At 66.7% G+C, this 26,324-nt stretch carries 23 protein-coding genes; 14 read left to right on the top strand and 9 right to left on the bottom strand.

What is annotated here, in order from left to right; genetic code table 11:
• Positions 1-42: 42 nt before the first annotated feature.
• A complete protein-coding gene (locus ACZK3W_RS19455; protein ID WP_032128595.1) occupies positions 43-948 on the top strand; it encodes a LysR family transcriptional regulator in 906 nt (301 codons plus the stop codon).
• Positions 949-1,146: 198 nt separating this feature from the next.
• The gene (cml, locus tag ACZK3W_RS19450; protein WP_125892332.1) at positions 1,147-2,334 is read left to right on the top strand and encodes a CmlA/FloR family chloramphenicol efflux MFS transporter; all 1,188 of its coding nucleotides are present in this window, start codon (positions 1,147-1,149) and stop codon (positions 2,332-2,334) included.
• Between the two features lie 66 nt (positions 2,335-2,400).
• Here the strand turns inward: cml and ACZK3W_RS19445 are convergent, their stop codons facing one another.
• Positions 2,401-5,757 (bottom strand): autotransporter domain-containing protein, encoded by a 3,357-nt coding sequence (locus tag ACZK3W_RS19445; RefSeq protein ID WP_478450202.1) that lies wholly within the window; start codon positions 5,755-5,757, stop codon positions 2,401-2,403.
• A 188-nt stretch (positions 5,758-5,945) separates the two neighbouring features.
• On the opposite strand from ACZK3W_RS19445, the gene ACZK3W_RS19440 reads away from it, so the two are divergent.
• On the top strand, positions 5,946-6,146 hold the full coding sequence (locus ACZK3W_RS19440; RefSeq protein WP_125892384.1) for a hypothetical protein: 201 nt from the start codon (positions 5,946-5,948) through the stop codon (positions 6,144-6,146).
• A gap of 77 nt (positions 6,147-6,223) precedes the next feature.
• Here the strand turns inward: ACZK3W_RS19440 and ACZK3W_RS19435 are convergent, their stop codons facing one another.
• Positions 6,224-6,847 (bottom strand): TetR/AcrR family transcriptional regulator, encoded by a 624-nt coding sequence (locus ACZK3W_RS19435; protein WP_125892336.1) that lies wholly within the window; start codon positions 6,845-6,847, stop codon positions 6,224-6,226.
• Between the two features lie 121 nt (positions 6,848-6,968).
• On the opposite strand from ACZK3W_RS19435, the gene trxA reads away from it, so the two are divergent.
• Both trxA and ACZK3W_RS19425 read left to right on the top strand, forming a co-directional pair.
• On the top strand, positions 6,969-7,289 hold the full coding sequence (trxA, locus tag ACZK3W_RS19430) for a thioredoxin (RefSeq protein ID WP_125892338.1): 321 nt from the start codon (positions 6,969-6,971) through the stop codon (positions 7,287-7,289).
• Positions 7,290-7,350: 61 nt separating this feature from the next.
• Complete coding sequence (locus ACZK3W_RS19425) at positions 7,351-7,701, top strand: VOC family protein (RefSeq protein WP_049423747.1); 351 nt, start codon at positions 7,351-7,353, stop codon at positions 7,699-7,701.
• Positions 7,702-7,716: 15 nt separating this feature from the next.
• Here ACZK3W_RS19425 and ACZK3W_RS19420 read toward each other — a convergent pair whose 3' ends face one another.
• Positions 7,717-8,337 carry a TetR/AcrR family transcriptional regulator gene (locus tag ACZK3W_RS19420; protein WP_125892340.1) on the bottom strand — a complete coding sequence of 207 codons (621 nt, stop codon included), beginning with the start codon at positions 8,335-8,337 and terminating at the stop codon, positions 7,717-7,719.
• 126 nt (positions 8,338-8,463) lie between these two features.
• On the opposite strand from ACZK3W_RS19420, the gene ACZK3W_RS19415 reads away from it, so the two are divergent.
• Positions 8,464-9,936, top strand: a complete 1,473-nt coding sequence (locus ACZK3W_RS19415; RefSeq protein ID WP_478450201.1) for an MFS transporter — start codon at positions 8,464-8,466, stop codon at positions 9,934-9,936.
• 10 nt (positions 9,937-9,946) lie between these two features.
• Here ACZK3W_RS19415 and ACZK3W_RS19410 read toward each other — a convergent pair whose 3' ends face one another.
• The 3 genes from ACZK3W_RS19410 to ACZK3W_RS19400 all read right to left on the bottom strand — a co-directional run bounded on the left by ACZK3W_RS19410 (position 9,947) and on the right by ACZK3W_RS19400 (position 12,311).
• Positions 9,947-10,252 (bottom strand): KGG domain-containing protein, encoded by a 306-nt coding sequence (locus ACZK3W_RS19410; protein WP_032128582.1) that lies wholly within the window; start codon positions 10,250-10,252, stop codon positions 9,947-9,949.
• A 135-nt stretch (positions 10,253-10,387) separates the two neighbouring features.
• A complete protein-coding gene (locus ACZK3W_RS19405) occupies positions 10,388-11,062 on the bottom strand; it encodes a CerR family C-terminal domain-containing protein (RefSeq protein ID WP_346485205.1) in 675 nt (224 codons plus the stop codon).
• The gene (locus tag ACZK3W_RS19400) at positions 11,055-12,311 is read right to left on the bottom strand and encodes a M24 family metallopeptidase (RefSeq protein ID WP_180837301.1); all 1,257 of its coding nucleotides are present in this window, start codon (positions 12,309-12,311) and stop codon (positions 11,055-11,057) included. The genes ACZK3W_RS19405 and ACZK3W_RS19400 overlap by 8 nt, the downstream gene beginning before the upstream one ends.
• Before the next feature lie 207 nt (positions 12,312-12,518).
• Between ACZK3W_RS19400 and ACZK3W_RS19395 the strand changes: the two genes are divergently transcribed.
• A complete protein-coding gene (locus ACZK3W_RS19395; RefSeq protein ID WP_478450200.1) occupies positions 12,519-14,003 on the top strand; it encodes a DUF4434 domain-containing protein in 1,485 nt (494 codons plus the stop codon).
• A 5-nt stretch (positions 14,004-14,008) separates the two neighbouring features.
• Here ACZK3W_RS19395 and ACZK3W_RS19390 read toward each other — a convergent pair whose 3' ends face one another.
• Positions 14,009-14,473, bottom strand: a complete 465-nt coding sequence (locus tag ACZK3W_RS19390) for a MarR family winged helix-turn-helix transcriptional regulator (RefSeq protein ID WP_032128584.1) — start codon at positions 14,471-14,473, stop codon at positions 14,009-14,011.
• Between the two features lie 50 nt (positions 14,474-14,523).
• On the opposite strand from ACZK3W_RS19390, the gene ACZK3W_RS19385 reads away from it, so the two are divergent.
• From ACZK3W_RS19385 to ACZK3W_RS19375, 3 genes are all read left to right on the top strand, one after another.
• Positions 14,524-15,435: a S41 family peptidase gene (locus ACZK3W_RS19385; RefSeq protein ID WP_346485198.1), complete on the top strand. Its 912-nt coding sequence runs from the start codon at positions 14,524-14,526 to the stop codon at positions 15,433-15,435.
• A 98-nt stretch (positions 15,436-15,533) separates the two neighbouring features.
• Positions 15,534-16,427, top strand: a complete 894-nt coding sequence (locus ACZK3W_RS19380) for an NAD-dependent epimerase/dehydratase family protein (RefSeq protein WP_478450199.1) — start codon at positions 15,534-15,536, stop codon at positions 16,425-16,427.
• Between the two features lie 210 nt (positions 16,428-16,637).
• Entirely contained in the window at positions 16,638-19,169 is a 2,532-nt protein-coding gene (locus tag ACZK3W_RS19375; RefSeq protein ID WP_125892354.1) for a methyl-accepting chemotaxis protein, read from the top strand.
• Between the two features lie 95 nt (positions 19,170-19,264).
• Here ACZK3W_RS19375 and ACZK3W_RS19370 read toward each other — a convergent pair whose 3' ends face one another.
• Complete coding sequence (locus ACZK3W_RS19370; RefSeq protein ID WP_071227807.1) at positions 19,265-19,651, bottom strand: DUF2628 domain-containing protein; 387 nt, start codon at positions 19,649-19,651, stop codon at positions 19,265-19,267.
• A gap of 217 nt (positions 19,652-19,868) precedes the next feature.
• On the opposite strand from ACZK3W_RS19370, the gene ACZK3W_RS19365 reads away from it, so the two are divergent.
• A complete protein-coding gene (locus tag ACZK3W_RS19365; protein ID WP_165929944.1) occupies positions 19,869-20,039 on the top strand; it encodes a hypothetical protein in 171 nt (56 codons plus the stop codon).
• A 60-nt stretch (positions 20,040-20,099) separates the two neighbouring features.
• Here the strand turns inward: ACZK3W_RS19365 and ACZK3W_RS19360 are convergent, their stop codons facing one another.
• Complete coding sequence (locus ACZK3W_RS19360; protein WP_478450198.1) at positions 20,100-22,145, bottom strand: TonB-dependent receptor domain-containing protein; 2,046 nt, start codon at positions 22,143-22,145, stop codon at positions 20,100-20,102.
• Positions 22,146-22,638: 493 nt separating this feature from the next.
• Here ACZK3W_RS19360 and mdoH point away from each other — a divergent pair, with 493 nt between their 5' ends.
• The 3 genes from mdoH to ACZK3W_RS19345 are packed head-to-tail and all read left to right on the top strand — an operon-like array spanning position 22,639 to position 26,321.
• Complete coding sequence (gene mdoH, locus ACZK3W_RS19355; RefSeq protein WP_032128590.1) at positions 22,639-24,564, top strand: glucans biosynthesis glucosyltransferase MdoH; 1,926 nt, start codon at positions 22,639-22,641, stop codon at positions 24,562-24,564.
• Between the two features lie 50 nt (positions 24,565-24,614).
• Complete coding sequence (locus tag ACZK3W_RS19350) at positions 24,615-25,274, top strand: alpha/beta hydrolase (protein WP_080291776.1); 660 nt, start codon at positions 24,615-24,617, stop codon at positions 25,272-25,274.
• A 3-nt stretch (positions 25,275-25,277) separates the two neighbouring features.
• Complete coding sequence (locus tag ACZK3W_RS19345) at positions 25,278-26,321, top strand: sensor histidine kinase (RefSeq protein ID WP_185749935.1); 1,044 nt, start codon at positions 25,278-25,280, stop codon at positions 26,319-26,321.
• Positions 26,322-26,324 lie beyond the last annotated feature (3 nt).

The raw sequence follows: 26,324 nt of genomic DNA, 5'->3' as shown, positions 1-26,324 counted from the left end.
GTTTTCTGGTTACGTTAGCTTTAACCTAACGAAATGCCGCCCATGGAACGCCGTCACCTGGAGTACTTCGTCACCCTGGCCGAGGAACTGCACTTCGGTCGTGCGGCCCTGCGCCTGGGAATTGCCACTCCCACGCTGAGCGTGCAGATCCAGGACATCGAGCGTCGGCTCGGCACGCGCCTGTTCGACCGCGGCCGGCGCGAGGTGCTGCTGACCTCGGCAGGCGAGGTGTTCCTGGCGGAAGCCCGTGATGTGCTGCGCCGGTTCGAACAGGCCGAAACCCTGGGCCGGCGCGCGGGGCGGGGTGAGATCGGCAAGATCGAGATCGGCTACGTCGGCTCGGCGCTGTATGCCGGAGCATTGCAGGATCAGCTCAGCCGGTTCCGCAGCCGCTACCCGGGCGTGGAACTGCAGGTGAGCGAATGGCCGATGGGCGAGCTCCCGCAGCTGCTGCAGGAAGGACGGGTGGATGTGGTGTTCTGCCGGCCTCCGATGGATGTGCCCGACAGTTTCGGCGAACACACCCTGGTCGAAGACCAGTTCTGCGTGGCCCTGCCGGAAACCCATCCGCTGGCGCAGGCCCGGTCGCCGGTGCAGCCGGCGTCATTGGCCCGGGAGGGTTTCGTCATGCCGGAGCAGCCGGTGGGCGCAATGGAAGTCGGGCGCCGCGGCGGGTTCATTCCACGTATCCGTTCCCAGCCCGGGCATCTGGCGGCGGTGTTGGCCGAGGTGTCGGTCGGCGTTGGTTCGGTGGCGATCGTGCCATCGGTACTGCAACGCACGCTGGTGCTGCCCGGAATGATCTATCTGCCACTGGCGGGCCCCACCATCGTCTCGACCATCGCTGTGCAGTACCGGCGGGCAGAGACTTCGCCAGTGGTGCGGCGGCTGATCGAGCAGGTGAAGGAGACACCGTGCAGGCGCATCGACATGTTGCCCCTGGCCTGAGCGCCGCGCGGCAGGTGGACGATTGCTACACTGGTGCCACCTGCATTCGCATTCGATGGACACCATGAACAACGGGAACGGTCCGCAGACAGTTCGCTGAGCCGCAACAACGATGCAGACGTTGTTGCGGTGATCATCCCTGCGATGCACGCGAATTGGATGGATCACCGCCGGATTCACTCTGGGCGGAGACTCCCCATGTTCAATCGACAGGCCCCGCGTTGGGCCCACCCGCTGCCATCGGCCATTGTGCTGATGGCGCCGTTCGACCTCCTGGCCTCGCTGGCCATGGACATCTATCTTCCTGTGGTGCCGGTGATGCCGCAGGCATTGCAGACATCACCGACGCTGGTGCAGCTCACCTTGAGCATCTACCTGCTGGTACTTGGCCTCGGCCAGTTGCTGTTCGGCCCGTTGTCCGACCGCATCGGGCGGCGGCCGGTCCTGTTGCTGGGGGCGTTGCTGTTCGCGCTTTCGTCGTTCGCGCTGGCCATGTCCAGCAGTGGCGCGGCATTCCTGGCCTGGCGAACCGTACAGGCGGTGGGGGCGTCGGCGGCATTGGTGGCGACCTTTGCCACGGTGCGTGATGTGTATGCTGATACAGCCGAAGGCGCGTCGCTGTACGGGCTGTTTGCCTCGATGCTGGCCTTCGTGCCGGCGCTGGGACCGATCCTCGGCGCGCTGCTGGCAGGCGCCTTCGGCTGGCGCGCGATCTTCGTTCTGCTCGGCGTACTGGGCATGATCGCCGGCATGCGCGCGGTACGGCATTGGCAGGAAACCCGCCCGCAGTGCCGGGACGCGTCGCGACCCGCGGTACGACGCATCCTCGGCAGCGGCGCGTTCTGGGTCTACACGCTGGGCTTCAGTGCGGGCATGGGCACGTTCTTCGTGTTCTTCTCGGTCGCGCCCCGGCTGCTGGTCGGGCGCATGCAGTACTCGCCGCTGTCGTTCAGCCTGGCCTTCGCCACGGTGGCGCTGGTGATGATCGTCACGGCGCGGATGGCGAACGTGTGCATTGCCCGCTGGAACGTGCGCGGTACCTTCCTGCGTGGCCTGTGGGTGATGGTGGCCGGGGTACTGCTGATGGCGTTGGCCGCAGCGCGGCCTCCCTCGTTCGTCGGAGTGGTGCTGCCCATGTGGGGCATCGCGGTGGGGCTGGTGATGGTGGTTTCGGTGGCTGCAAGCGGCGCGCTGCGTGATTTCGCCGATGCGTCAGGTACGGCGGTGGCCCTGTACTACGCCGTGCAGAGCCTGATCGTGGCAGGCATCGGCACGCTGGTTACCCTCGTGCTGCCCGGCGATACCGTGTGGCCGTTGGTGGCCTATGGGTTGCTGTTGCCACTTGCCAGCCTGGCAGGTGCCGCCGCGCTGCGGCATCGCGCATAACGCTGGGTGGCGGGCAAAAAAGGGGGCGGCCGCAAGGCCGCCCCAACCCGTCAAGAGAGCACGTGTTTAGAAGCGCACAGACCAGCGTGCGGTGGCGCCATGGTCGCGGCTTTCACTGCCGAACTGGCCGCTGTAGCCCAGCTCCAGCTGCTGCCGCGGGGTCAGCCACGCCGCCAGGCCCAGCTCGGCCACGACGGCGTTGTCGGCAATCGGTGCGCCCTCGACTGCAAAGGTGTTGCTGCTGTTGGCGAAGGCCAGGTTGGCCACCTGGCTGCGGTCACCGAAGGCGCGGCGATAGCCCACGCCACCGCGCAGGTGCAGCCAGCTGTCCTGCTGGAACGATGCCTTCAGGCCCTTGTCGAAGCGCAGGCCAGCGGTGGCGATGGTGGTGCCGGTGTCGTCCACCTTGCCGTGCAGTGCGGCCGCGCCGCCACGCTCGTTGATCTGCTTCAGGTCCACTTCCACGCGGGCGACCTGCAGGTACGGCTCCAGCCCGCCTTCCGCATTGCCGAAGCGGTAGCCCGCTTCGATGAAGGCCTGGCGCGTACGTGCGTTGTAGCGCGCGCTGAGGCTGTCGCTGAAGCCGGCGAAGGCAACATCACGCGTGCTCTTCACTTCGTTGCGGCTCCATGCCACGCCACCACGCAGGCCGAAGCCGCCCCAGGTGTGGCTGGCATAGGCGCCGAAGTGCGTGTTGTCGATCTTCGACTTGGCACGACGCTCCTGCTGCTTCACGTCGGTGCGGCCTGTACCGGCCAGCACGCCGATCTGCCAGCCACCGAACTCGCGGTCGATGCCGACCAGCAGGCCGTTGCTGTTGGCGTCGGTGCGCGCGGTGTTGCTGTTGCCATCCAGCTTGCTGTTGCCGCCCAGTGCCTGCACCCAGGCGCCGGTGGCATCACCCGCATCGGCACCGGGTGCGGTGGCACCGGCACGACGTGACAGTGCGGCATCGCGCACATAGCGGCTGCCCTCGACCAGGGCCAGCGCCGTGGCCGGATGCAGCTCGCCGCTGAGGCCATCGAGCACGCCACCCACCTGTTGCGGGAACAGTTGGGTCAGCGGCTTGGGCAGGCCCTGGTTGATCGCCAGTCCATCGGCCACCGCCGCGGCCGCACGCTGGTTCGGCGTGGTGGCGGCGCTGGCCAGCGAGGCGCCACGGGCCACGTCGATACGGGTGCCATTGGCACCGTAGGCCAGGCTGAACTGCAGGAACGGCGAGAACGCGCTGAAGTCGGTTTTCGCGAACTGGCCGCTGACACCGCCGTCGGCGCGGATGAAATTGAACTGCTCGCCGAGGTAGTAGGTACCCGGCTCCGGCAGTGCGACCAGGGTGCCGCCGAGAGTGGCGGTGCCGGTTACGTGCAACTGGTCACTGCGGCCACCCGGGGCAAGTTCGGCGGCATAGACGCCGGTTGCGCCCTGCACGTAGTTGCCGTTGATGGTCAGCGTGCCGATCGAATTGCCGGGCGCGATGATGCCGTCCACACGGGTGTTGCCCAGCGTGCCGATGCCCTTCAGCAGGCCGTTGGCACCGACCGTGGTGGTGCCGCCGGTCTGCGTGCCGTTGAAGGACACCACGCCACCGTTGACGGTCAGGTTGCTGCCCTTCAGCAGGCCGCTGCTGCTGACCGTGCTCACGCCTCCGGTGGTGTTCAGGGCGGTGGAGACCAGCGAGCCGTTGAGCAGGAACTGGCCACCCTGGACTTCGACCGCTGACGTGAGTGTGTTGGTGCCGTTCAATTCCAGCGTGCCGTCCTGCAGCACTGCGCCGTTGAAGGTGTTGCCACCACTCAGGCGCAGCCAGCCGATGCCGGACTTGGTCAGCTTGCCGGGGCCGCCGATGTCGTTGGTCCAGTCATCCCAGGCATCGCCTTCCCACACCTTCAGGCCACCGGCCTTCTGGTTCATCACCACGTTGGTATCCACGCGCAGCGAACCGTAGCCTTCGATGGCCTTGCGCAGGTCGACCATGCCCCAGCCGTAGATCGGATCGATGCCTGCTGCACCCAGGTCGCGTGCGGTGGTCAGCAACACGTCGCGGACCTGGGCGTTGTCCAGATAGGGGAAGCGCTCCATCAGCAGGCCGAGCGCGCCGGTGATGTGTGGCGCCGCCATCGACGTGCCCGTCTTGGTGCCATAGACGTACTGGGTGCTCTCGCTGTCGATGATCAGGCGGACATAGGCGGAAGTGTTCTCGACGCGACCCTGGATATCACCGGACACAATGGTGCTCAGGATGTCGGTGCCCGGTGCCGAGATGCACCAGTTGGCGGCAACGCCGCAGATGCTGGAACTGCCATCGATCACGTAGTCGGTTTCGCCCGCAGCAGCGTTGGGCCGGCGGACGTTGGCCACGGCCAGCCAGTACGGTTCAAGTTCCGGCCTCCAGCGCGGCATGGCGGCCGTGATTCCGGCGACGGCGCCACTGCCGTTACCAGCCGACCACACCTGGATGAGGGTGGAGGAGGGGGCATCGCCATCGTTGGCGTAGATGCTGCCATACACGCCGTAGCCGTCACCGATCGCTGCATACTGTGCATCCAGCGCGGCAGCAGTCATGTTGCGGGTAGAGATACCCCAGCTGTGGTTGATGGCGCGCACGCCCTGCGCCTGGATCTGCGCATACATATCCAAGGTAGCGGTGTCATCGGGATCGGTGCGATATAGCGCGCGCGGACGATAGAAGTTGTCCGGATCCAGGCGCCACTCATAGTAGGTATCACCAAACACACGGGCTGCGGTCAGGTTCGAACCGAATGCTACGCCATGCATGCCTTTGCCATCGCGGTTGGCACCGATGGTACCCAGCACGTGGGTGCCGTGGTCGGCGTAGCTGAAGCCATAGGGCTGGCCTGCCGCGATCAGGCGTGCGGCCAGTGCGGCGGGAACGCCGGGGCCAAGGCCGTAGTAGTTGTAGCCTGGCTGCTCGCCACGGGTTTGTTCGCAGGCACCGGTACCGGCCACCACGCCTGGCGTGGCGCAGTCCGCGCCGATGGTGATGCTGGACGTATTGCGCCCCGCAAATTCCTGATGGGCCAGTGCCGAGCCCGAATCGAACAGGGCAAGACGTACGCCCTGGCCGGTCAGTCCACGTGCATAGGCGTAATCGGCCCCCATCGCACCCAGCCCCCAGTCAGCGTTGAATTCATCGCTGCGCCAACTGGCTGCATCGCCGGGGTTGCCGAGAACGGACGTGTTGGCCGCCGCTGGCGTGGTGGCCGTCGGTGCTGCGGACGCGCCGACGCCTGGTTGCGCCCAGGCCGCCTGCAACTGGCGCTGTTGTTGCCAGACCTCGAATGAGTCGTTGGCCATGGCGGGCAACGTGCTGGCAAGCAGCAATGTGCTGGTGACCGCCAGCGCGAGGCGGCTGTGCAGGGGAGAACGGGAGTGGGACGAACGGCCGTGCAGCGGGTGATTCATCGGACAACTTCCTTGATTGACGGACAACAAGGCCGTTAACCCCGCAGCGCGCCGATCACCCCCAGTGGTGTTAAGGAAATTTAATGAACAGGTTAATGTTCCGTGACACGGGCGTTCACTCCATCTCCCGAGGGCCTCGCTACCGTGGCCCGGCCTGGGCTCACCAGGCTTATCAAGGAGTGATGTCGATGCGTACTTTCAGGAAAATGATCGTGGGTGCGGTGTTCGCCTTGACCTGCAGCGGTTCGGTTGCTGTGGCTGGGCCGATTCCGCCATGCGATCTTCCCTGTTGGAAGGCTTACCAGGCCTGTCTGTCCGGTGGCGGTGACGCGATGGAATGCCAGTACGAATACGATCGTTGCGTCATGGATCGCTGCGGCGCCGTGTAAGCAGTGGCAACGCAGACCTGATGGCGAGCCCCGTCATTGACGGGGCTCTTCTGTTTCAGTGCAACGGACGCCTGCGATCAGTGCTGGCGCGCGGCCCGCAGTGCGTTGCAGTCCCAGATCGCCATCAGCGCATCCACGGCAGCATGCAGCTCGGTGGCACGGCGCCCATCCCGGGCCTGGATGGCGATGCCCTTGAGGAACACGTCGAAGGCGGTGGCCAGCGCGGTGCAGTCGACGTCCGGGCAAAGTTCGCCCACATCACGGCCAGCCTGCACGCAGGCGGTGATGGCCTGGCTGGTCTGCCGGCGCGCCTGCTCGACCTGTGCGGCGATGTCCTCATGGCCTTCGAAACAGTTCAGGCCGGACAGTACCGCCATGCAGCCGCGCGGGCGGGTGCGCGAGGTCTGTGCGGTCACAGCGGCATGCAGGGTGCGTCGCATCGCCTCGCGTGGGCCGTCGGTGGTGTCCGCCAGCAAAGTGGCCAACTGGCCGCAGGACTGCATGTAGAGCGACAGGCATTCGCCGAACAACGCCTCCTTGGAGCCGAACGCCGCATAGAAGCTTGCAGGCGAAAGCCCTCCCAGCGCGCTGCGCAGGTCGTTGAGCGTGGTTGCCTCGTAGCCGCGTTCCCAGAACAACAGCATCGCTTGTTCCACAGCGTCGTCGCGGTCGAATTCGCGGGGGCGGCCAGTGCGCGCCATGAGTAAGCCAGGGTCAGGGGAATGACTTAAAGACTAGTCATTCCAGAATTCATTGACAAGTCAGCCGGTGGCACTCAACTTATGGAGCGTCCATTCCATAACTGATGCAGGGAGTTTGAACATGATCAGCCAGTTGACCAGCGGCAACTTCGACATGGCCGTACGCAACGCGCCGGGCGTGCACGTAATCCGTTTCTGGGCCGAGTGGTGTCACCCATGCCGGGTGATGCAGCCGATGTTCGAGCAGGCAGCGGATGAGTTGAACAGACTGGTTCATTTCGCTGAGGTGAACATCGACGAATCGCCGGCGCTGGCCAACGAGTTCGGCGTGATGAGCATTCCGACCATGGTGGTGGTGCGCGATGGCAAGCCGGTGGCCCGCACCGTTGGCGCGTTGCCGAAGAGCGCGATCACCCAGCTTGCGATGAGCCATCTGGGCTGAGCACGCTTGCAGGCCATGCACGCAGCGGCGAGGATGGGGAATCGCATCGGAGCCGCCGCACATGGCCGTCAAACGTGTCGTCGCCAACATCGCCACGCCTGACCCTGCGCGTGCCGCAGCGTTCTATGGCGAGCTACTGGGCATGCCGGTGGTGATGGACCACGGCTGGATCGTCACCCATGGCGGCGAGGGTAGCGCGCTGGCGCAGGTCAGCTTTGCCACTGAAGGGGGATCCGGCACCGCAGTGCCGGACCTGTCGATAGAAGTGGACAATCTGCAACAGGTACTGGAGCGCATGCGCGCGGCCGGCATCCCGCTGGAATATGGCCCCGCCGATGAGCCCTGGGGGGTGCGCCGCTTCTTCGTCCGTGACCCGTTCGGGCGGTTGTTGAACATCCTCGCCCACATCTGAGCAGCAGAAAGCCCGTCAGCGACGTTTGGCACCGGTTGGTGGCACGCCGACCATGCGCAGGCAATCGGCCTGCACGGCTTCGATGAACGCATCGGCATCCTGTGTCGGCGTGGCGATCAGGTCGTCGGCGGCGCCGTGCACGCCGGCGTAGATCAGCGAGGCGGTGACCTGCGGCGCTGGAAGCTGCCACAGTCCAGCGGCGTTGCCCGCCTCGAGGATGCCCAGCAGTTGCTGCTGGATCGCATTGCGTTCGGCATTGCCGCGCTGGTGGTGGTGATGGTTGGCGTACACCACATCGTGCAGTGCATGGGTGCGCACGTAGAGCTCGATGTTGGCGCGGATCCAGGCACGCAGGCGTGCCACGCCATCGCCGTCGGGCTGCTGCTGCACCGTCTGGTCGACCGCTTCCATGAACTGCCGCGTGTAGCGTTGTGCCAGCGCCTGCTGGATCTCGGTGCGCGAGGCGAAGTAGGTATAGAACGTGCCCTTGGCCACATCAGCCGCGGCGACGATGTCGCTGATGGTGGTGGCGTCTACCCCCTTTGACAGGAACAGTGCCTGCGCGGCGTCCATCAGTTCTTCCTGACGGGTTTCCGCGGGCTTGGTGCGAGGCCTGGCGACAGCTGGGGTCTGCATGGTGGGCAAGGTCCGGGTGCGACGGTGGCCATTCTAGCTGTCCTACGGCATTGACTGACCGCCAGTCATTGACCGACGGTCAGTCAATGGCTACGATGCGCGGACGTCCTCCCCCGGGATCCACCCATGCAGCGTTTCCAACGTCCGGCCCTGGTGCTGGCCGCCTACCTCGGCACGTTCCTCGCGTCGCTGGACATCAGCATCGTCAACGTCGCGCTGCCGACCCTGCAGCAGGCGTTGAATACCGACATGGCCGGCCTGCAGTGGGTGATCAATGCGTATGCGATCGCGTTGTCGGCGCTGATGCTGTCGGCGGGGCCGCTCGGGGACCGTTACGGTCATCGGCGGATGTGGCTGCTCAGCGTCGCCACCTTCACTCTTGGCTCGTTGCTCTGTGCCTGTGCCGGCAATCTTGCGACGCTGGTGGCTGGACGCGCGGTGCAGGGCATCGCGGGCGCGCTGCTGATTCCCAGCGCAATGCCGATCCTCAGCCACGCGTTTCCCGACGCGCGCCAACGTGCACGTGCGATCGGTGGCTGGTCGGCGTTCAGTGCGCTGGCCCTGGTGCTTGGCCCGCTGCTGGGAGGCGTGCTGGTACAGCGCGTCGGATGGCCCAGCATCTTCCTGATCAACTTGCCGTTGGGCCTGCTCGCACTGGCGCTGGGCGCCTGGGGAATTCCGGAGCGGCGGCATCCGCAGCACGCTGCGCTGGACCCTGCCGGGCAGCTGCTCAGCGTCATCGCCCTGGGTGCGCTGAGCTATGGCCTGATCGCGATCGGCGCGCATGGCCTGCTGGCCCCGGTGACGCTGCTGGCGCTGGGCGTGGCAGCTGCCGGGTTGATCCTGTTCGGCATCGTCGAACGCCGGGTGGCACGCCCATTGCTGCCGCTGGACCTGTTTGCCGACCGCCGCTTCGGCATGTTCAACCTGGCCTCGTTCGTGCTGGGCTTCACTGCCTATGCCAGCCTGTTCTTCCTGTCGCTGTTCTTCCAGCAGGCGCAGGGGCACAACGCTGCGCTGGCAGGCTCCCAGTTGGCCCCGCAGTTCCTGTTGATGGGTGCCGTCTCGCTGTTGTTCGGGCGTCTGGTCGCCCACCTCGGGCTGCACGCCGCGCTGGTGCTGGGCTATGCCCTGGCCGGGGCGGCGCTGTGCGCGATGGCCACGTTCGAACCGGCTACTTCGCACGCCTATTCCAGTGCTGTGCTGGTGCTGCTTGGCATTGGAATGGGGCTGGCAGTGCCGGCGACCGGCATGGCGGTCATGGCCAGCGCGCCGGTCGAGCGCGCGGGTATTGCCTCAGCCACGATGAACGCGTTACGTCAGGCAGGCATGAGCCTGGGCATCGCGCTGCTGGGCAGCCTGATGGGCCAGCGCGCCGTGCAGCAGTTCGCCGCGTCCGCGCAGGCGGCCGGGCAGCGGGAGCTGGCGGCACAGGCGCGCGAACTGATCCTGCAACCAGGCTCGATGCACGCCACGCCGCAGATGCTGACGTGGTATCGCAGTGCGATGGCCAGTGGTTTCGGATGGGCGATGGCTGTGGCCGGTGCGCTGGCCCTGCTTGCGGCGCTCGGGCTGTATCGGCAGCGCGCACCGGCTTGACGCGCTGCATTCAGCCCTGCTGGCGTTGCGGACCCGCTGCCGTGCGTTCGATCTCCTGAGGCTGTTGTTGCTGCTGGCGCGCATTGGCGTGGCGAGCGTGTCCACCTTCACGACCGATCTCGGCCATGTGCTGGCGGTTGCGGCTGATCGCCTCGCCGCCTTTGCGGCCTGCGACACGTGCCTCGGCCGGACTGAATTCATGCGCGTTGCCGGAGGCATGTGCGGCGCGCCCGCCCTTGGCAGCGATCGCGCGCTGCTTTTCCTGGTCCATTGATGCGAAACCCCGGTTGGAGCTGCGCGGGTTCTGCTCAGTCATGTGAAATCTCCTGCGGTGTGGGCGTCGCCTTCGTAGACGACGGCATCCATGCTTGGCCATCGCACGCTAAGTCCAGGTCGCCATCTTCGCCCCGGTTTTCACGCGCCCTGCGCACGGGGCTGATCACGCAGCCATTCAGTCAGGTGCTGCCTTCGCTGCCGCCAGTGCCATGCCACTGACCACCGACGCGATCGTCTCTACGTCTGCCAAGGGAGCTCCCTGGTTCAGTCGCGCCTGCAGAGCCCCATGGGAGACCGCGAAGACGATCGCTTGGCCGAGCAGGGCGTGGGTACGCAGCACCGTCTCGACACTGGATGGTTCGCTGCCGCGCAGGCACGCTACGCACGCGGCCAGCGTCGTGTGCAAGGGTTCGAACAGCGTACGGTGGGCGCTGGCGAACGCGGCCGTCGGTTGGATCTGTTCGCGCGCCAACAGCAGCGTGCGTGGACCCGCATCCGGCGCCGACAGCAAGGCTTGGACGAATGCCCGCATCAACTGCTGCAGCTGCTGCGCGGCCTGCCGCGCGCCGTTGGGTGGCGTTGCCGGCAGCGGCAATCGCTCGGCAATGGCTTGAGCGCAGCGCTGCAGTACGGCGGCATACAGTTCCTGCTTGCCACCGAAGTGATAGGGAATGGCTGACTGGCTGCAGCCGGCCATGTCCACCAGCTGGCGGGTACGCACACCCTCCACGCCGAACGCGCTGAACAGCTGCAGCCCCGCGTGCAGCAGTCGGGCTCGGGTCTGCCCGCTGCGCGTCTCGGCCGCGCGCCGCCGTGCCGGTGTCTGCAGATGGGCGATGAACTCAGGCATCGGCCTGCATCAGCCGTGTCGAGTTTTCATTGAGCGCGGTACCCGCGTCAGCGCCGACGATGACCGTACCGCCGATGTTGGCCATGTGCCGGCCGAATGCACAGTTCGGTTCGAAGGCGAAGCACATGCCGGCCTGAAGGGGCAGTTCGCGCCCGACAGTCGGCAGCGGCGCGATGTGCGCATAGCGCGCGGCCTCCGGCAGCGCTTCGATGCCCGGTGCACGGCCGAAGCCAATCGGTCCATAGGGGTTGAGGCTGTGGACCAACGGGTGCACGTGCCAGCCACCCGCCTCCAGCAGGGGCGCTTCCATCGCGTCGACGACATCGCCGAAGGTATTGCCCACGCGCAGTGCGGACAGGCCTGCTTCGTAGCTGCTGCGTGCGACGGCAGCGGCGCGATGGATGTCGTCGTGCACCTCGCCAATGGCAACCGCGGCCTGATGCTGGGTTTCCATCAGCCCGTACAGTGCGAAGATCTCCGACAACACCAGATCACCATCGCGCAGAATGCGCGGCGGCTGCGCACGATACTGCCAGGCGGGTGGTCCCCAGCCCACATACTCCGGACCCGAGCCGAGCAACACCTCGGCGGTATAGCCCCCCAGCGAGAAACAGTCGGCGGTCACTGCGGCAACCAGTTCGGCTTCCGAAACACCGGGGCGAGCAGTGGCACGCAGCGCCTCGCTCATGGATTCACCGATCCAGGCGGCATGCGCAATCAGCGCCAGTTCCTCCTGGCTCTTTACCGAGGCGCGCTGGAAGAACGCACGATATACCGGTACGAATTCCGCGTTCGGCACCGCCGCCTGCATGCCCTGCAGGGTGCGCGCGGGCATCGCGCCGTCGAAGTAGAACGGTGGATAGGGCTCCAGCCCCAGCACGCCGATACGTGCCGTGTGCAGGCCACATTGCTGCAGCCAGCGGCCAACCTCCAGACCGGATTTTCCAACCCACAGCTGTTCGGGTGCGATCCACTGCAGGTCGCCGCGCAGGCAGGCCTGCAGGTGGTCGGCAATCATCAGCGAGGCAAAGGTGAACACCCGTGGCGGCTGGTCGCCGACGAACACCACGATCGAGCCGGGCCGGTCATTGGTGAAGTAGCAGTCCGGCGAGAACCCGGCCGGTGCGGCGGCTTCCCGGTCGCCATGCACAACCAGGGCATCGAGGCGTTCACTGGCCATGAGGTCGCGGGCCAGGGCCCAGCGGCGGTCGCGTTCCATCAGGCTGAGCGGTGCGGGCGGCGTGCGCATGAGGAGTATTCCAGGGGAAGGAGCGCGCAGGCTCGATCACGCAGTTGAATGAATCAACCGCTTGAATCGGCATTGCACGTGCGCTGCTGCGGGGGCAGCTGAAGTCGGCGATTGCGCAGCGTTGTCGGTGATCATGATGGGGCCACCGTTGCTGTTGATAGGATGCGCAACAACGCCACTCGCCTGGCCACGACAGGGACGTAGAACATGAACAGGATTGGATTGATCGCAGTGCTGGCCTGTACCGCTCCGGTCCATGCAGCCAGCCCCCTGTTGTCCGGCAGCTTCGTCCACGTTGGCTACTCGGGCAGCGACGAACAACTGCCGGCCGCGCAGTTGCCGCTGTTCCTGGATGAACTGCAGGACCTGGGCAACGACACGATCATCCTCGGTCAGGTGCGTGCCACCCGTGCCGGCGTCGGCTGCGCCAGCGGCGTGCAGGATTTCGAATGGATTGCCGGCTTTCCCGGCAAGCTCGGCACCGTGCTCGATGCGGCGGCCGCGCGCGGCATGAAGGTCGTGGTCGGCACCACCTACAGCTCGGGGCAGTGCGCCACCTTCTGGCAGGGGCAGAACGCAACGGCCGTGGCACAGGATGCGGCGCAGTCGCTGGCCCAGCTGGGCCAACAGTACGGATCGCATCCGGCGTTCGCTGGCTGGTACATCACCGACGAGCCAGCACAGGTGCCGGCTGATCGCGCGCCGTTCTACCGTGCGATCGTGACGGCGCTCAAAGGCAGTACACCCTCGCGGCCGGTGATGGTGGCCCCCTACCTGGCGTCATCCAGCGTGGATCCGGCCAGCGTGGGCCGGGCTGCTGCACAGTTCCGTACGGCCACCGGCGTGGATGTGCAGATCTGGCAGGACGGCCTCGGCGCCGCCTCGCATGCACGCCTGTTCCAGTGGGATCGCCCAGGTCATTCCACCGAGGCGTATTACGAGGCGCTGTCGGCGGCGCTGGGGGCCAGCGGCCTGTGGGCCGACATCGAACTGTTCAACCATGGCAGTCCCTTGTTCCTGGAAACCGGCAACGGATTGTCCGGTGCCTATCGCTCCGCGTCGGTGCAGCGCATCAACCAGCAGTTGTGGAGCGCGCGTTCGGCCGGCAAGCGCGTTGCCTGGCTCAACCAGTACCACATGTCCGAGGTGGTCGGCCCCGGCCAGGGCTATGCCGAATCTCCGCGGTTGATGAACACCTATCGCGGGCTGTATGGGCTCGGTGCGTCCTACAGTGTCGATCCGGTGCAGACCACCTACAGCTACAGCGTGGCGCCGGATGCAAACTATCCGGACAGCAGTGGCCACGAGCTGTTCGATCGTCGGGTGGGGGATCCGCGCAACCCGATGGATGCAGGCTGGGTAGGCGTGCATGGCAACGCCAGCATCACCATCGACCTGGGCCAGCGCCGGAGGGTGGACTGGATCGGCCTGCATACGATGACCCGCCCGGCGTGGGGCATCGTCACGCCGACAGCTGTGGAGGTGATGTGTGCCGAGCCGGGCGCCGCTGCGGTGAAGATCGGTGTGCTGTCGGCGCCATTCACCCAGGCCGGACTGAGCGATTCGACCGAAGAGGAATACGTGCTGGGCAACGCCGCGCCGCTGGCCGCGCAGTGCCGCACGCTGGAGCTGCGGTTGGCCAATGGCAGCTGGACGTTCCTCAGTGAAATCGAGATGGCGGCCGAGCAGTAAGCGCCTCAGCGTTGGGGCGTGCCACGCAGTCGCTGCGCGAACGGCCGCTGTTCAAGCGCCTGCAGTGCGTCGCGCAGCACCTGCTCCAATGACTGTCCAAGATCGGCATCGAGGCTGCGCGCCGCGCGTGCCGTGGCCTGCCACTGCGCCTGCAGCGCCGGCAACGCCTGCAGCGCGCGCGGGCTCAACTGCAGGATGCGCTCGCGGCTGTCTTCACCGACCGCAGCGTGCAGCCAGCCGTCGCGCACCATTGCTGAAACCGTCTGGCTGAGCGCCGAATGGCTGAGCCCGCAGGCCAGTGCGAGATCCTTGATGCGGCAGGGTCCCTGCGCCATCAGCGTGCGCAGCACCGGGGTGTAGCGCGGCCGGTAGTCCAGTTTCAGGTCGCGGTAGGCCTGCTCGACCGCCGGGTCGAGCTGGTCGAGCAGGGCCCGCAGCAGTGTTCCCAGGGTGGCATGTTGGAGATCCATGGTGGCGATGATATATAAGCACTTACATATCATCAACATGGGGTGCGGTCATGGCGGTTTCGTGGATGCTGGGCGCGCTGCTGGCGGCGTCCTGCCCGGCCCAGGACGCGGTGCTGCAGGCGGCGGCCACGGCGATACAGGCGCAGTACCTGGACGTGGCCGAAGGCGCGCGCATTGCCGAGGCCGTGCGCGGCTGGTCCACCCAGCAGCGCTATGTGGACAGCTGCGCGGACCCTAAGGCGTTCAGCGCACGCTTGAGCCAGGATCTGGACGTGTTCGATGGCCACTTCCATGTCGAGCGGGTGGATGCCCGCGCCGGCCAGGACGACTGGCTGATGGCCTGGCGCGCGGATGCGCGCAGCAATGGTGCGGGCGTGCGCGAGGTGCGGGTGCTGGAAGGCAACATCGGTTACCTGCGCCTGAGCACCTTCTATCCGCTCGATCTGGCCCAGCCGAAGCTGGCTGCTGCCTTCACCCTGCTGGCCGACACCGACGGCCTGGTGCTGGACCTGCGCCAGAACGGTGGTGGCGATGACGGCAGTGCGGACCTGCTGGTGCGGACCCTGCTGGCGGCGGAGATCACCCAGGTGCAGTCACTGCAACGCCGTGGCCAGCGCAGTCCGGTACCGTTGCCACCGGCGAGCCTGGGGGTGTACCTGAAGCCGCTGGTGGTGCTGATCGACCGCCGCACCGGGTCGGCTGCCGAATTCGTCGCGTACTCGCTGCAGGCGCAGGGGCGGGCACGTGTCGTTGGTAGTCGAAGTGGCGGTGCGGCACATATGTTCGATGATCCTGTGCTGCTGCCGGATGGCTATCAGATCAGCATTCCCGACCGGCAGCCGATCAACCTCCGTACCGGAACCAACTGGGAACGCACCGGCGTCACGCCTGACGCAGCAGGCGGTGACGATCCGCTGTTCGTCGCCCGCCAGCTGCTCGCCCGATCGGCATCGCCAGAATGAACGCACAATTGCAACCGCGCCCTATCGCAGACGACATGCAGCGTGCCTAGAATCGATGCATCCCGGTAGTTCCCGGGCGCTTCGAGTGAATGGACTCAATGAAGATTCTGTTGACCGGCAGTTCCGGGCGGATCGGGCGTGCGATCTTCGGCGCGCTGGCGGCGGCCCACGAAGTGGTGGGGCTGGATCGCAGCCCATTCGCCACCACCCGCATCATTGCCGATGTCACCGATCATCAGGCCGTGATGCGGGCAGTGCAGGGCGTCGATGCGGTGATCCATACCGCCGCCCTGCATGCACCCCATGTCGGCCTGGTGCCGGATGCGGTATTCCAGCAGATCAATGTGGAGGCGACCGCACACCTGTTGCAGGCTGCCCGCGAGGCCGGTGCACGCCGCTTCGTGCTGACCAGCACCACGGCGCTGTATGGCCATGCGGTGGTGGCGGGCGGTTGCCGCTGGATCGATGAAGATACCGAGCCGCTGCCACGCACCATCTACCATCGCAGCAAGCTGCAGGCCGAGGCGTTGGCTGAAGCCGCTGCGGCGCCGGGCTTCAGCGTGCGCGTGCTGCGCATGGCCCGCTGTTTCCCCGAGCCACCGGAGCGGATGGCGATGTTCCGCCTGCACCGCGGCATCGACGCGCGCGACGTGGCCAGCGCACATGCCGCGCTGCTGCACGATGAGGGCGCTGCCTTCGCACGCTACATTGCCTGCGCACCGACGCCGTTCCTGCGTGAGGATTGCCTGGAACTGGCGACCCAGCCGCGCAGGGTGCTGGCCCGCCGCGCCCCGCAGTTGCTGGCCGAGTTCGAGCGCCGTGGCTGGCCGCTGCCGCTGAGCATTGACCGCGTCTACGACAGTGCACTGGTGCGCAGCACATTGGGCTGGCAGCCGCGCTTCGGCCCGGACGACGTGCTGCAGCAGTACGCGGTTGGCAGTATCGAGGTGCTGCCGCGGGCGGAATGGATCAAGGACCGCGTGGCCGAGTAGGGCGGCAGCGGGGCGGGTTCCTGACCCGACCCTGAGCAGGTTCAGGAATGTGCAGATGGACCGCCTCAACCTCGTTCGCAGGCGGCCGCTAACCCGGTGCGCTTCCAGCGCCGGGCGTGTCCCGGCGGCCGGTGGCCTGCGCGACGGATCGCGCACCTGCGCGGTGCCCTCGCGGTGCCGGTCGTCCTGAACTGCCTTGCGGATCCTTCCATGCCTTCTCCCCGTTCCGCCGCTGCCCGCCGCCCGGGCAGCATCGCCCACAAGCTGATGCTGGGCACCGCTGCGATCGCGCTGCTGTGCTTCGGCCTGACTGCGTTCCTGATCTACCGCCAGGCCAGCGCCAGCCTGATCGACGCCTCGCGCCAGACCATGGCCAGCGAAGCCACCGCCGAAGCCCGCCAGGTCGCGGCCGATCTGGGCACCGCCTTTGCCAGCAACGACGCCATGGTCGAGGCCGTGCTCGCCCAGCGCGCGCGCGGCGATGTTCCGGACCGTGCCAGCCTGGCTGCCGTGCTGGGCGAGCAGCTGCGCACCCACCCCGAGTGGCTGGGCAAGAGCACCATGTGGGAGGCCGACGCCTTCGATGGCAAGGATGCCGAGTACGTCAACACTGAAGCGCACGATGCCACCGGTCGTTACATGAGCTACTGGGCCTGGCACGATGGCAAGCCGCAGCAGTCGACGATGACCGACTACACCGAGACGGCCAGTGGCTCCGGTGACTGGTACATGGTGCCCAGCCGCGACAAGCTGGCGAAGGTAAGCGAGCCCTATGCCTACGACATCGGTGGCCAGCAGGTGCTGATGAGCACGCTGAGCACGCCGATCATCGAAAACGGCCGGTTCCTCGGTGTATTCACTGTGGACTTCTCGCTGGCGGCGCTGCAGAAGCACCTGGCCACGCTGAAGCCGATGGGCGCCGGGCGCGTCGAACTGCTCTCGCCGAATGGCGTAGTGCTGGCCTCGGCCAATGCCGCCGAAATCGGCAAGCCACGTGGCGACGCATTGACCCGCAGCATGCTGGCAGACATCGCCGCCGACCGCCGGTTCGAAGCCTTCACTCCGGATGCCGCCGGCAACGTGCGCGTATACGTGCCGCTTCGTGTGGGCGATGCGCCGCAGCGCTTTGCACTGGGTGTGGTGATGCCGCACGCGGTGATCGTGGCCGAGGCGCGCCAGCTGCTGTGGCTGACCCTGCTGGTTGGCGTGGTGGCCGCGCTGACGCTGAGTGCCGGTGTCTATGTGCTGCTGCGCCGGTTGGCGATCCGCCCACTGGCCGAAGCCGTGCGCGTGGCCGGCGACGTCGCCGCGGGCAAGCTGGACAGCACCCTGCCGGCACGCAGCAACGACGAAGTGGGCCGCCTGCTGGACGCGATGCAGGGCATGCGGGGGCAGCTGCAGTCGGTGATGGCGGCGCAGGCGGAAATGGCGCGTCGCCATGACGCCGGTGAAATCAGCTACCGCATGGACGCCTCGGCGTTCCCGGGTGAGTACGGCCGGATGGTGGCTGACAGCAACCAGCTGGTGGCCTCCAGCAACGCCGTCACCCAGCGCCTGGTCGACGTGATGCAGCGCTATGCGGTGGGTGACCTGAGCGTGGACATGGAAGCGCTGCCGGGCGAGAAGGCGGTGTTCACCGCTGCAATGGCCACCACCAAGAGCAACCTGGCGGCGATCAACGATCAGATCCAGCAGCTGGCCGCTGCCGCAGCAGCCGGTGATTTCGCGGTGCGCGGCGACACGCTGCGCTTCGACCACGACTTCCGCCGCATGGTGGAAACCCTCAACACCATGATGCAGGTGAGCGACCACAACCTGGCCGAGCTGTCGACGCTGCTGCGCGCGATTGCCGCAGGCGACCTCAGCGCGCGCATGCAGGGCGACTTCCACGGCGTGTTCGCGGTGATGCGCGACGATGCCAACAGCACCGTGCAGCAGCTGACCCAGATCGTTGGCCAGATCCAGCAGTCGGCGGCCAGCATCCGCCTGGCGGCGGGTGAGATTGCCGCCGGCAACAGTGACCTGTCGCGCCGCACCGAGCAGCAGGCGGCGAACCTGGAAGAGACCGCGGCCTCGATGGAAGAGCTGACCTCCACGGTGCGCCAGAATGCCGACCACGCGCTGCAGGCCAACACCCTGGCCGGCTCCGCAGCGGGCGTGGCCAGCGAAGGCGGGCAGGTGGTCAGCCAGGTAGTGCAGACCATGGAACAGATCGAGGCCTCCTCGCAGCGCATTGCCGAGATCATTTCGGTGATCGATGGCATCGCGTTCCAGACCAACATCCTGGCATTGAACGCGGCGGTGGAAGCGGCGCGTGCCGGCGAACAGGGCCGCGGATTCGCCGTGGTCGCCAGCGAAGTGCGCGCGCTGGCCCAGCGCTCGGCAGGTGCGGCCAAGGAGATCAAGGAGCTGATCGACGCTTCGGTGGCGCAGGTCGGCGCCGGTGCACAGCTGGTGCACGGCGCGGGCCGCACCATGCAGGAAATCGTCGGCCAGGTCGGCCGAGTGAACGAGATCATGGCCGAGATCTCGGCAGCCTCGCGCGAGCAGTCGGCGGGCATCGAGCAGGTCAACCAGACCGTGGTGCAGATGGACGAGACCACCCAGCAGAACGCCGCACTGGTGGAAGAGGCCAGTGCCGCCGCGCGTGCGATGGAAGAACAGGCCGAGCAGCTGGCGGTGGCGGTCTCGCGCTTCCGCCTGCAGGCCGAGCCGGTGGCTACGGTCCGCCGCGCGGCCTGATCCTGTTGCGCGCACATGAAGACGCCCGGCCAAGGCCGGGCGTCTTCATTTCTGCTTGATGCTATGCCAAGCCGGAGTGCGGCGGCAGCATCGCGTCAGAACATGCCTTCGAAGGGATTCCAGCTGGCTTTGCCCTTCACCTGCTCCAGGTAGTAGCTGTAGTTGGTGCTGGCGGCAACCAGGAAGTTCATGGCGATGAACAGCGGGCGCGCGATGATGTCCGGCAGGAACAGGGACACGATGCCCAGCACGAGGCCGATGCCGATCACCACCAGCGCCTTGCGCCACATGCCCAGAATGAACAGGTAGATGAAGCCGAAGAAGAAGGCGAAGAAGTTGATGTTGATCTTGAGGCGGTCGCCGAAGGACAGCGCCTTCCAGGCTTCCTTGAAGCGCGGCTCCTTCGGAGCGCCGTGCTGCTGGAAGAAATTGAAGCGGAACTGCCACTTCGGGCTGAAGCGGGAGAGGTCGACGGCGTTCATTGACGATTACGTCCTTGTAGGAAAACGGTTACATGATACGAGGCCGACGGTTCAGGAAACTACCCTCAACCGTCAAAAATGTGACGCGCCCGGCATGTGCAGGCCTGCGGCGGGGCGCCGCACCGTCACCCATCCGCCTTGTTTTTAGGATAGGGTGCGCAGTTCCGCTGCCGCCCCAGCTGAACCCGGGCGGCGGCGGGATGTCCATGGAGGTTGCATGACCACACCTGCTATACCGGAAAACGCACCGGGACCGGTGCTCCTGCCGACACCTGAAGTGGTGCAGGCACAACAACTGCTCGCACGCCAGCAACTGGCGGTAGCGATGGACCGTGCACGCACGGCCGCTACGCAGAACGCGGCCGCGGCCGCGCTGGAAAGCGAGTAATCCGCAACACCGCCGATCGCGCTGGCGTGCTGCCAGCGCGATCGCGGCGCGCGCCGCCGGTCAGAACCGCGCGGTCATGCTCATGAAGTAGCTGCGCCCGGCCACGAAGTAGTCGGTGGAGCCTTCCGCATACAGCTTCTTGTCGGCCAGGTTGCTGACGCCGCCGCGCAGGGTCAGTACCTCGTTGACGTTCCAGGCTGCGGTCAGGTCATACAGGGTGTAGGCCTTGAGGAAGGTCGTGGCGGTACCGGTCTGCTTGCCGGTGTACTGCGCCGACAGGCTGCTGGAAAACACCGTATTGGGCGTCCAGTCCAGCGACGAATAGCCGGAAAACTCCGGCGTATCGATCAGATTCCTGCCGGTGGTCAGGTTCTTGGCTTCCTTCATCCAGGTGGCCGAGGTGCGCCAGCGCCACTGCTCGCCGAAGCGGAAGTTCAGGTTGCCTTCCATGCCGCTGGTACGCGCGCGCTGCACGTTGCTCATGCGCGTCCACCAGATGCCGTTGAACTTGCCCAGGGGCGCGTACTCGATCTTGTTCTTGAAGTCGGTATGGAAGTAGGTCAGGCCGGCATCGAACAGGTCATTGTCGAAGCTGATGCCGATCTCTCGGTTGGTGCTGGTTTCAGGGTCCAGGTCCGGGTTGCCGGCCATGTAGCAGCCACCGCGGGTATAGCCCAGCGGGATCAGCGAGGTGCAGCCGCGGCCGCCGGACTGGGTGGCCGCGCTGGGCGAGTTCTCGGTCAGGCTGGGCGCGCGGAAGCCCTTGGAAACACCACCACGTATCGTCCACTGTTCGGCCGGGTGCCAGACCAGGTAGGCGCGGGGGCTGACGTGGCTGCCGAACTTCTCATGATGATCCAGGCGTGCGCCCAGGGTCAGCGCCAGCGTGCGGTGCAGCTTCAGTTCGTCCTCGACAAACAGTGCCCAGGTATCCACTTCCAGGTTGGAGCCGCTGACGGCATTGCCGGCATAGTCGATCGGCGCGCGGCCGATGGTATCGGTGTTGGTCAGTTCCTGGCGCTTCCACTGGCCACCGACGGCGAACTGGTGTTCAACGCCCAGGGTGAACGGCGTGGTCAGGCTGCCTTCGATGATGGTATCGGTGGCCTCGGAGCGGCCGGTGGCACCGATGTCGTTCTTGTACTCGGTCCAGTACGCGCTGAGCTTCGAGTTGCCGAAGCTCCACTTGCCATCGTGGTTGAGTGCCAGCGAGCTGCGCTTGAGTTCGCTGGCACCCCAGGCGCCTTCGTCCTGCTTTTCCAGCGATGCGTCGATGAAGGCCTGCTGCACGCCGTGGCCGGCTTCCAGCGACAGTTCCTGCGCATCGCTGAGCTTCCACTGCAGCAGCGCGTCGACATTGCGGTCCTTCTCGCCGGCGTAGGCATTGCCATAGACACCACCGTTGGAGCGGTCCGAGTCGCGGCGCATGCTGTTGGCACCGATGCGCAGGCCGAAGCGGTCGCCGAGCGGGCCGGAGAACGTCGCACCGATCTGCTGGGTATCACCGCGCTTGCCATCACCCGGGCGGGTATAGCTGTGGGTGGCGCTGCCGTTCCAGTCATCACCGATGCGCTTGGTGATGATGTTGATCACGCCGCCCATGGCGTCGGAGCCGTACAGCGACGACATTGGTCCGCGCACCACCTCGATGCGTTCGATCTGGTCGGGCGAGATCCAGTTCAGATCCTGGCGGCCGAGGTCGGGACGGTAGTTGGTCGAGGCCGAGCTGCCCATGCGCTTGCCGTCCACCAGCACCAGCGTGTAATTGGACGGCATGCCACGCAGCTTGATCTTGGACTGCTCGCCGACCGCGCTGAGGCCACCGGTCACGCCCGGCACGCGGCTGAGCAGGGTGGCCAGGTCGTGCACCGGCTGGCGCTCGATGTCCTCGCGGCTGATCACGCTGATGCTGGCCGGTGCATCCTTGATCCATTGCTGGTTGCCCGAGGCGGTGACCACCACGGTATCCAGATCCTTGGTGGAGGCATCGGCGCTGGCCTCTGCGGCGGCCAGGCCGGGCAGGGCCAGCAGGCAGGCGGTGGCCAGAGCGCAGGCCAAGCGGGTGCGCGGCAGGCGCGCGGAAGGGGTACGGAACGACAGGGACATGACGGCTTCCATCGGAGGAGGGGGACCCGGTGGAAGCAGCAGGCGCACGCAGACAGCAGGCAGCCCCCTTCCATGGGTCGTTGGGCGCTGGGTTGGAACCGGCGCAGCTGGGTGGGTCTCGGCCGTGCGGAAGACGGTGACCTGCCTGGTTAATTAAATGATAACCGTTCGCGTTTGTTACGATCCAGTACCTGGGGCGACCAAGTGACATCCGTTCCCCTGCCCCGGCACTCGCCTGCTGTTTGCTGAATGGGGACAAATCCCGGCGTAGACCTTCGCACTCGGCTTACATCCGGCGCCCTAGACTGAGCCGCATTTTCGATTCCGCCCCGTTGGAGATCGTGTGGGTTCCGGTAGTGACAGACAGCGACTGCGTGGCGTGACGCCGACGCAGCCAGGACAAGTGCGGGCGCCGGGAAAGCGCGCCGGGAACCTTGGTGCATGCAGCCCGGCCGGGATGGCCGGCCGTGCCGACTGCGCGGAGTAGGCGGCAATGGAGGTGCAGACCATCCATGCGGAAGCAGATACGTCCCGGCTTGATGCCGGCTGGACGCTGCTGCCGGCCGAATCGCCGTTGCAGATGCCCGAGCAGACCCTGCGCGAAGGCCAACTGAAGGTTCGCCGCCACCGCACCTCGCCGCGGCTGATCGGCCTGCGCCGGTTCTATATCTTCGGCGGCACGCTGGCGATGACCGCCATCGCTACCCGGATGATGTGGCGGGTGCTGTCGGCCAATGGCATCAGCGTGCTCGAGGCCTGCCTGCTGGTGCTGTTTGTCGGCCTGTTCGCCTGGATCGCGCTGTCTTTCGCCAGCGCCGTGGCCGGCTTCCTGACTGCCGTGTTCGACCGGGGGTATCGCCTCGGCATCGACCCGGACAAGCCACTGCCGACAGTGCACAGCCGCACCGCGCTGCTGATGCCGACCTACAACGAAGATCCGCGCCGGCTGCTGGCCGGCCTGCAGGCGATCTACGAGTCGGTGGCCGCCACCGGCCAGCTCGACCGGTTCGACTTCTTCGTGCTCAGTGATACCCGGCGCGAAGACATCGCACGGGCCGAGGAGCAGGTGTTCGCCGAACTGCGCGAGCGCGTGCCCGATGGCCAGGCGCGGCTGTTCTACCGCCGCCGTGGCGACAACAGCGGGCGCAAGGCCGGCAACATCGCCGACTGGGTCCGCCGCTTCGGCGGTGCCTACCCGCAGATGCTGATCCTCGACGCCGACAGCCTGATGACCGGCGACAGCATCGTGCGCCTGGTCGCGGGCATGGAGCACAACGCCGACGTCGGCCTGATCCAGACCCTGCCGTCGGTGATCGGCGGGCGCACCCTGTTCGCGCGCATGCAGCAGTTCGGCGGCCGTGTGTACGGTCCGGTGATCGCCCGTGGCGTGGCCTGGTGGCACGGTGCCGAGAGCAATTACTGGGGCCACAATGCCATCATCCGCACCCGCGCCTTCGCCGATCAGGCCGGGCTGCCGGCGCTGCCGGGGCGCAAGCCGTTCGGTGGCCACGTGCTCAGTCATGACTTCGTCGAAGCGGCGCTGATGCGTCGTGGCGGCTGGGCCGCGCACATGGTGCCGTACCTGGGCGGCAGCTATGAAGAAGGTCCGCCGACCCTGACCGACCTGCTGGTGCGCGACCGCCGCTGGTGCCAGGGCAACCTGCAGCACGGCAAGGTGGTCGGCAGCCGTGGCCTGCACTGGATCAGCCGCATGCACATGCTGATCGGCATCGGTCATTACTTCACCGCGCCGATGTGGGCGATGCTGATGCTGATCGGCATCGCCATCCCGTTGTTCCAGGAAGGCATCGATTTCAACGCGCTGCTGCACCTGTCGCCCAGCGTGTACTGGCGGGCCCAGGACGAGGAACAGGTGGTGCGCCTGTTCGCGGCGACCATGGCGGTGCTGCTGCTGCCCAAGGTGCTGGGTTACCTGGCGATGCTGCTGGACCCGGTCGACCGCCGCGGGTGTGGCGGTGCCCTGCGCGCGTTCGTCTCGATGCTGGTGGAAACCGTATTGGCCGCGCTGATGGCGCCAGTGGTGATGTACGTGCAGTCGCGCGGCGTGGCCGAAGTGCTGTCCGGCCGCGATTCGGGGTGGGACGCGCAGCAGCGTGACGATGGTGGCATTTCGTGGCTGGCGCTGATCCGTGGCTACGGTGGGCTGGGGGTGTTCGGCGCCTTCATGGGCATGCTGGCCTGGGCGGTGTCGCCATCGCTGGCCGCGTGGATGGCGCCGGTAGTGATCGGCATGGTGCTGGCGGTACCGGTGGTGGCACTGACGTCTTCGCGTGGCCCCGGCGCCTTCCTGCACCGTCTTGGCCTGCTTGATATCCCCGAGGAGAACATCCCGCCGCCGGTGCTGGTACGCGCCGCGCAGCTGCGCCGGGAAGCGGCCGAACAACCGCCGCTGTACTGATCGTCCCGCGGCAGCGGCATAATGCGGCTCGAACTTGAAGGAGCCGCATCATGCTGCAAACGGTGGAACAGGAGACCGGCGCCTCGCCGCAGTGGTCGGTGATCTGGCTGCACGGCCTCGGTGCCGATGGCCACGACTTCGCGCCGATCGTGCCGGAGCTGGTGCGTCCGCATTGGCCGGCGCTGCGCTTCGTGTTCCCGCATGCACCGGTACGGCCGATCACGATCAACAACGGCGTGCCGATGCGCGGCTGGTACGACATCGTCGGCATGGATTTCCGATCGCGCGCCGACATGGTGGGCGTGCAGGAATCGGTGGTGCAGCTGGATGCGCTGATCGCGCGCGAGATCGAGCGTGGCATCGCGCCGGAGAAGATCTTCCTGGCCGGTTTCTCGCAGGGGGGCGCGATCATCCTGACCGCCGCGCTGTCACGCACTGCGCCGCTGGCCGGCCTGATCGCGCTGTCCACCTACCTGCCCGAAGCCGACGGCGCAAAGCGCGCTGAAGGCGCCGTGCAGGTGCCGGTGTTCATGGCCCATGGCAGCAGCGATCCGGTGATTCCGCAGGCGGTGGCCGCACACAGTGCGCAGGCACTGCAGGCGCTGGGCCTGGAGGTGGAATGGCACAGTTACCCGATGGCCCACCAGGTCTGCGCCGAAGAGATCCAGGCGCTGGGTGACTGGTTGCAGGAACGCCTGGGCGCTGCCTGACCCATGCCGCCGGCCAGCGCCCCGCCCTGGATGCCGGAACTGTGCCGCCTGCCGCGGCTGGCGGCGATGCTCGGCCTGGCCGAACTGGTGGTGGTGGTGCTGGCCCTGGCCCCGGATGGTAGCCGCCACTGGACCGTGGGAGAACTGCTGTCGGCCAGTGGTTTCGCGTTGTGGCTGGCGCTGGCCGTAACGGCCAGCCTGTGCCTGCTGCGGAACGCGTTGTCGAGGTTGCCACAGGTTCTGGGGGCGGTCTCGGCCATCGCACTGGCGACGCTGATCGCGGTGGTCTGCGCGGGCATCGTGCATGCCCTGTACGCGGTGCTTGGCGACAACTTCGCCCGCGGCATCAGCTTCTGGCGCTTCACGCTGGGCAGCGCGGCGACGACGGCGCTGATCACTGCCTTGGCCCTGCGCTACTTCTATGTGAGTGATCGCTGGGCCGCGCAGGTACAGGCCAACGCACGCGCACAGGCCGATGCCCTGCAGGCGCGGATCCGCCCGCACTTCCTGTTCAACAGCATGAACCTGATCGCCAGCCTGCTGCATCGCGACCCGGTCGTGGCCGAGCGTGCGGTGCTGGACCTGTCCGATCTGTTCCGTGCCGCGCTGGGGGCGGGCGAGGGTGATTCCACCCTGCGTGACGAATGCGAGCTGGCCGAGCGCTACCTGTCGATCGAATCACTGCGCCTGGGCGAGCGCCTGCAGGTGCGCTGGCAGCGCGACGAACCGCTGCCCTGGGATCTTCCCCTGCCTCGCCTGGTACTGCAGCCGCTGGTGGAGAACGCCGTGCTGCATGGCATCTCGCGGCTGCCCGAGGGTGGCACCATCGAGTTGCAGCTGATGCGCGAGGGTAATGAACTGCAGATCTGCGTGCGCAATCCGGCGCCCGACCCGCAGGCCCCCGGGCTGGCCCTGGCGCGCGGTGCCGGCCATGCCCAGCACAGCATCGGCCATCGGCTGGCCTGGCGCTTCGGCAGCGCCGCGCGGATGACGGCTGGCTGGAGCGAGGGCTACTATGCCTGCCAGGTGACAGTGCCGATCCAGTGAGGG

This window comes from Stenotrophomonas sp. 80084_Sma, from assembly GCF_056481995.1.
This window is presented reverse-complemented; position numbering and strand designations above follow the sequence as displayed.

Coding starts and splice junctions, on each gene's coding strand:
- ACZK3W_RS19455 (WP_032128595.1), top strand. CDS start 43: ATGGAACGCCGTCACCTGGAGTACTTCGTCACCCTGGCCGAGGAACTG.
- cml (WP_125892332.1), top strand. CDS start 1,147: ATGTTCAATCGACAGGCCCCGCGTTGGGCCCACCCGCTGCCATCGGCC.
- ACZK3W_RS19445 (WP_478450202.1), bottom strand. CDS start 5,757: ATGAATCACCCGCTGCACGGCCGTTCGTCCCACTCCCGTTCTCCCCTG.
- ACZK3W_RS19440 (WP_125892384.1), top strand. CDS start 5,946: ATGCGTACTTTCAGGAAAATGATCGTGGGTGCGGTGTTCGCCTTGACC.
- ACZK3W_RS19435 (WP_125892336.1), bottom strand. CDS start 6,847: ATGGCGCGCACTGGCCGCCCCCGCGAATTCGACCGCGACGACGCTGTG.
- trxA (WP_125892338.1), top strand. CDS start 6,969: ATGATCAGCCAGTTGACCAGCGGCAACTTCGACATGGCCGTACGCAAC.
- ACZK3W_RS19425 (WP_049423747.1), top strand. CDS start 7,351: ATGGCCGTCAAACGTGTCGTCGCCAACATCGCCACGCCTGACCCTGCG.
- ACZK3W_RS19420 (WP_125892340.1), bottom strand. CDS start 8,337: ATGCAGACCCCAGCTGTCGCCAGGCCTCGCACCAAGCCCGCGGAAACC.
- ACZK3W_RS19415 (WP_478450201.1), top strand. CDS start 8,464: ATGCAGCGTTTCCAACGTCCGGCCCTGGTGCTGGCCGCCTACCTCGGC.
- ACZK3W_RS19410 (WP_032128582.1), bottom strand. CDS start 10,252: ATGACTGAGCAGAACCCGCGCAGCTCCAACCGGGGTTTCGCATCAATG.
- ACZK3W_RS19405 (WP_346485205.1), bottom strand. CDS start 11,062: ATGCCTGAGTTCATCGCCCATCTGCAGACACCGGCACGGCGGCGCGCG.
- ACZK3W_RS19400 (WP_180837301.1), bottom strand. CDS start 12,311: ATGCGCACGCCGCCCGCACCGCTCAGCCTGATGGAACGCGACCGCCGC.
- ACZK3W_RS19395 (WP_478450200.1), top strand. CDS start 12,519: ATGAACAGGATTGGATTGATCGCAGTGCTGGCCTGTACCGCTCCGGTC.
- ACZK3W_RS19390 (WP_032128584.1), bottom strand. CDS start 14,473: ATGGATCTCCAACATGCCACCCTGGGAACACTGCTGCGGGCCCTGCTC.
- ACZK3W_RS19385 (WP_346485198.1), top strand. CDS start 14,524: ATGGCGGTTTCGTGGATGCTGGGCGCGCTGCTGGCGGCGTCCTGCCCG.
- ACZK3W_RS19380 (WP_478450199.1), top strand. CDS start 15,534: ATGAAGATTCTGTTGACCGGCAGTTCCGGGCGGATCGGGCGTGCGATC.
- ACZK3W_RS19375 (WP_125892354.1), top strand. CDS start 16,638: ATGCCTTCTCCCCGTTCCGCCGCTGCCCGCCGCCCGGGCAGCATCGCC.
- ACZK3W_RS19370 (WP_071227807.1), bottom strand. CDS start 19,651: ATGAACGCCGTCGACCTCTCCCGCTTCAGCCCGAAGTGGCAGTTCCGC.
- ACZK3W_RS19365 (WP_165929944.1), top strand. CDS start 19,869: ATGACCACACCTGCTATACCGGAAAACGCACCGGGACCGGTGCTCCTG.
- ACZK3W_RS19360 (WP_478450198.1), bottom strand. CDS start 22,145: ATGTCCCTGTCGTTCCGTACCCCTTCCGCGCGCCTGCCGCGCACCCGC.
- mdoH (WP_032128590.1), top strand. CDS start 22,639: ATGGAGGTGCAGACCATCCATGCGGAAGCAGATACGTCCCGGCTTGAT.
- ACZK3W_RS19350 (WP_080291776.1), top strand. CDS start 24,615: ATGCTGCAAACGGTGGAACAGGAGACCGGCGCCTCGCCGCAGTGGTCG.
- ACZK3W_RS19345 (WP_185749935.1), top strand. CDS start 25,278: ATGCCGCCGGCCAGCGCCCCGCCCTGGATGCCGGAACTGTGCCGCCTG.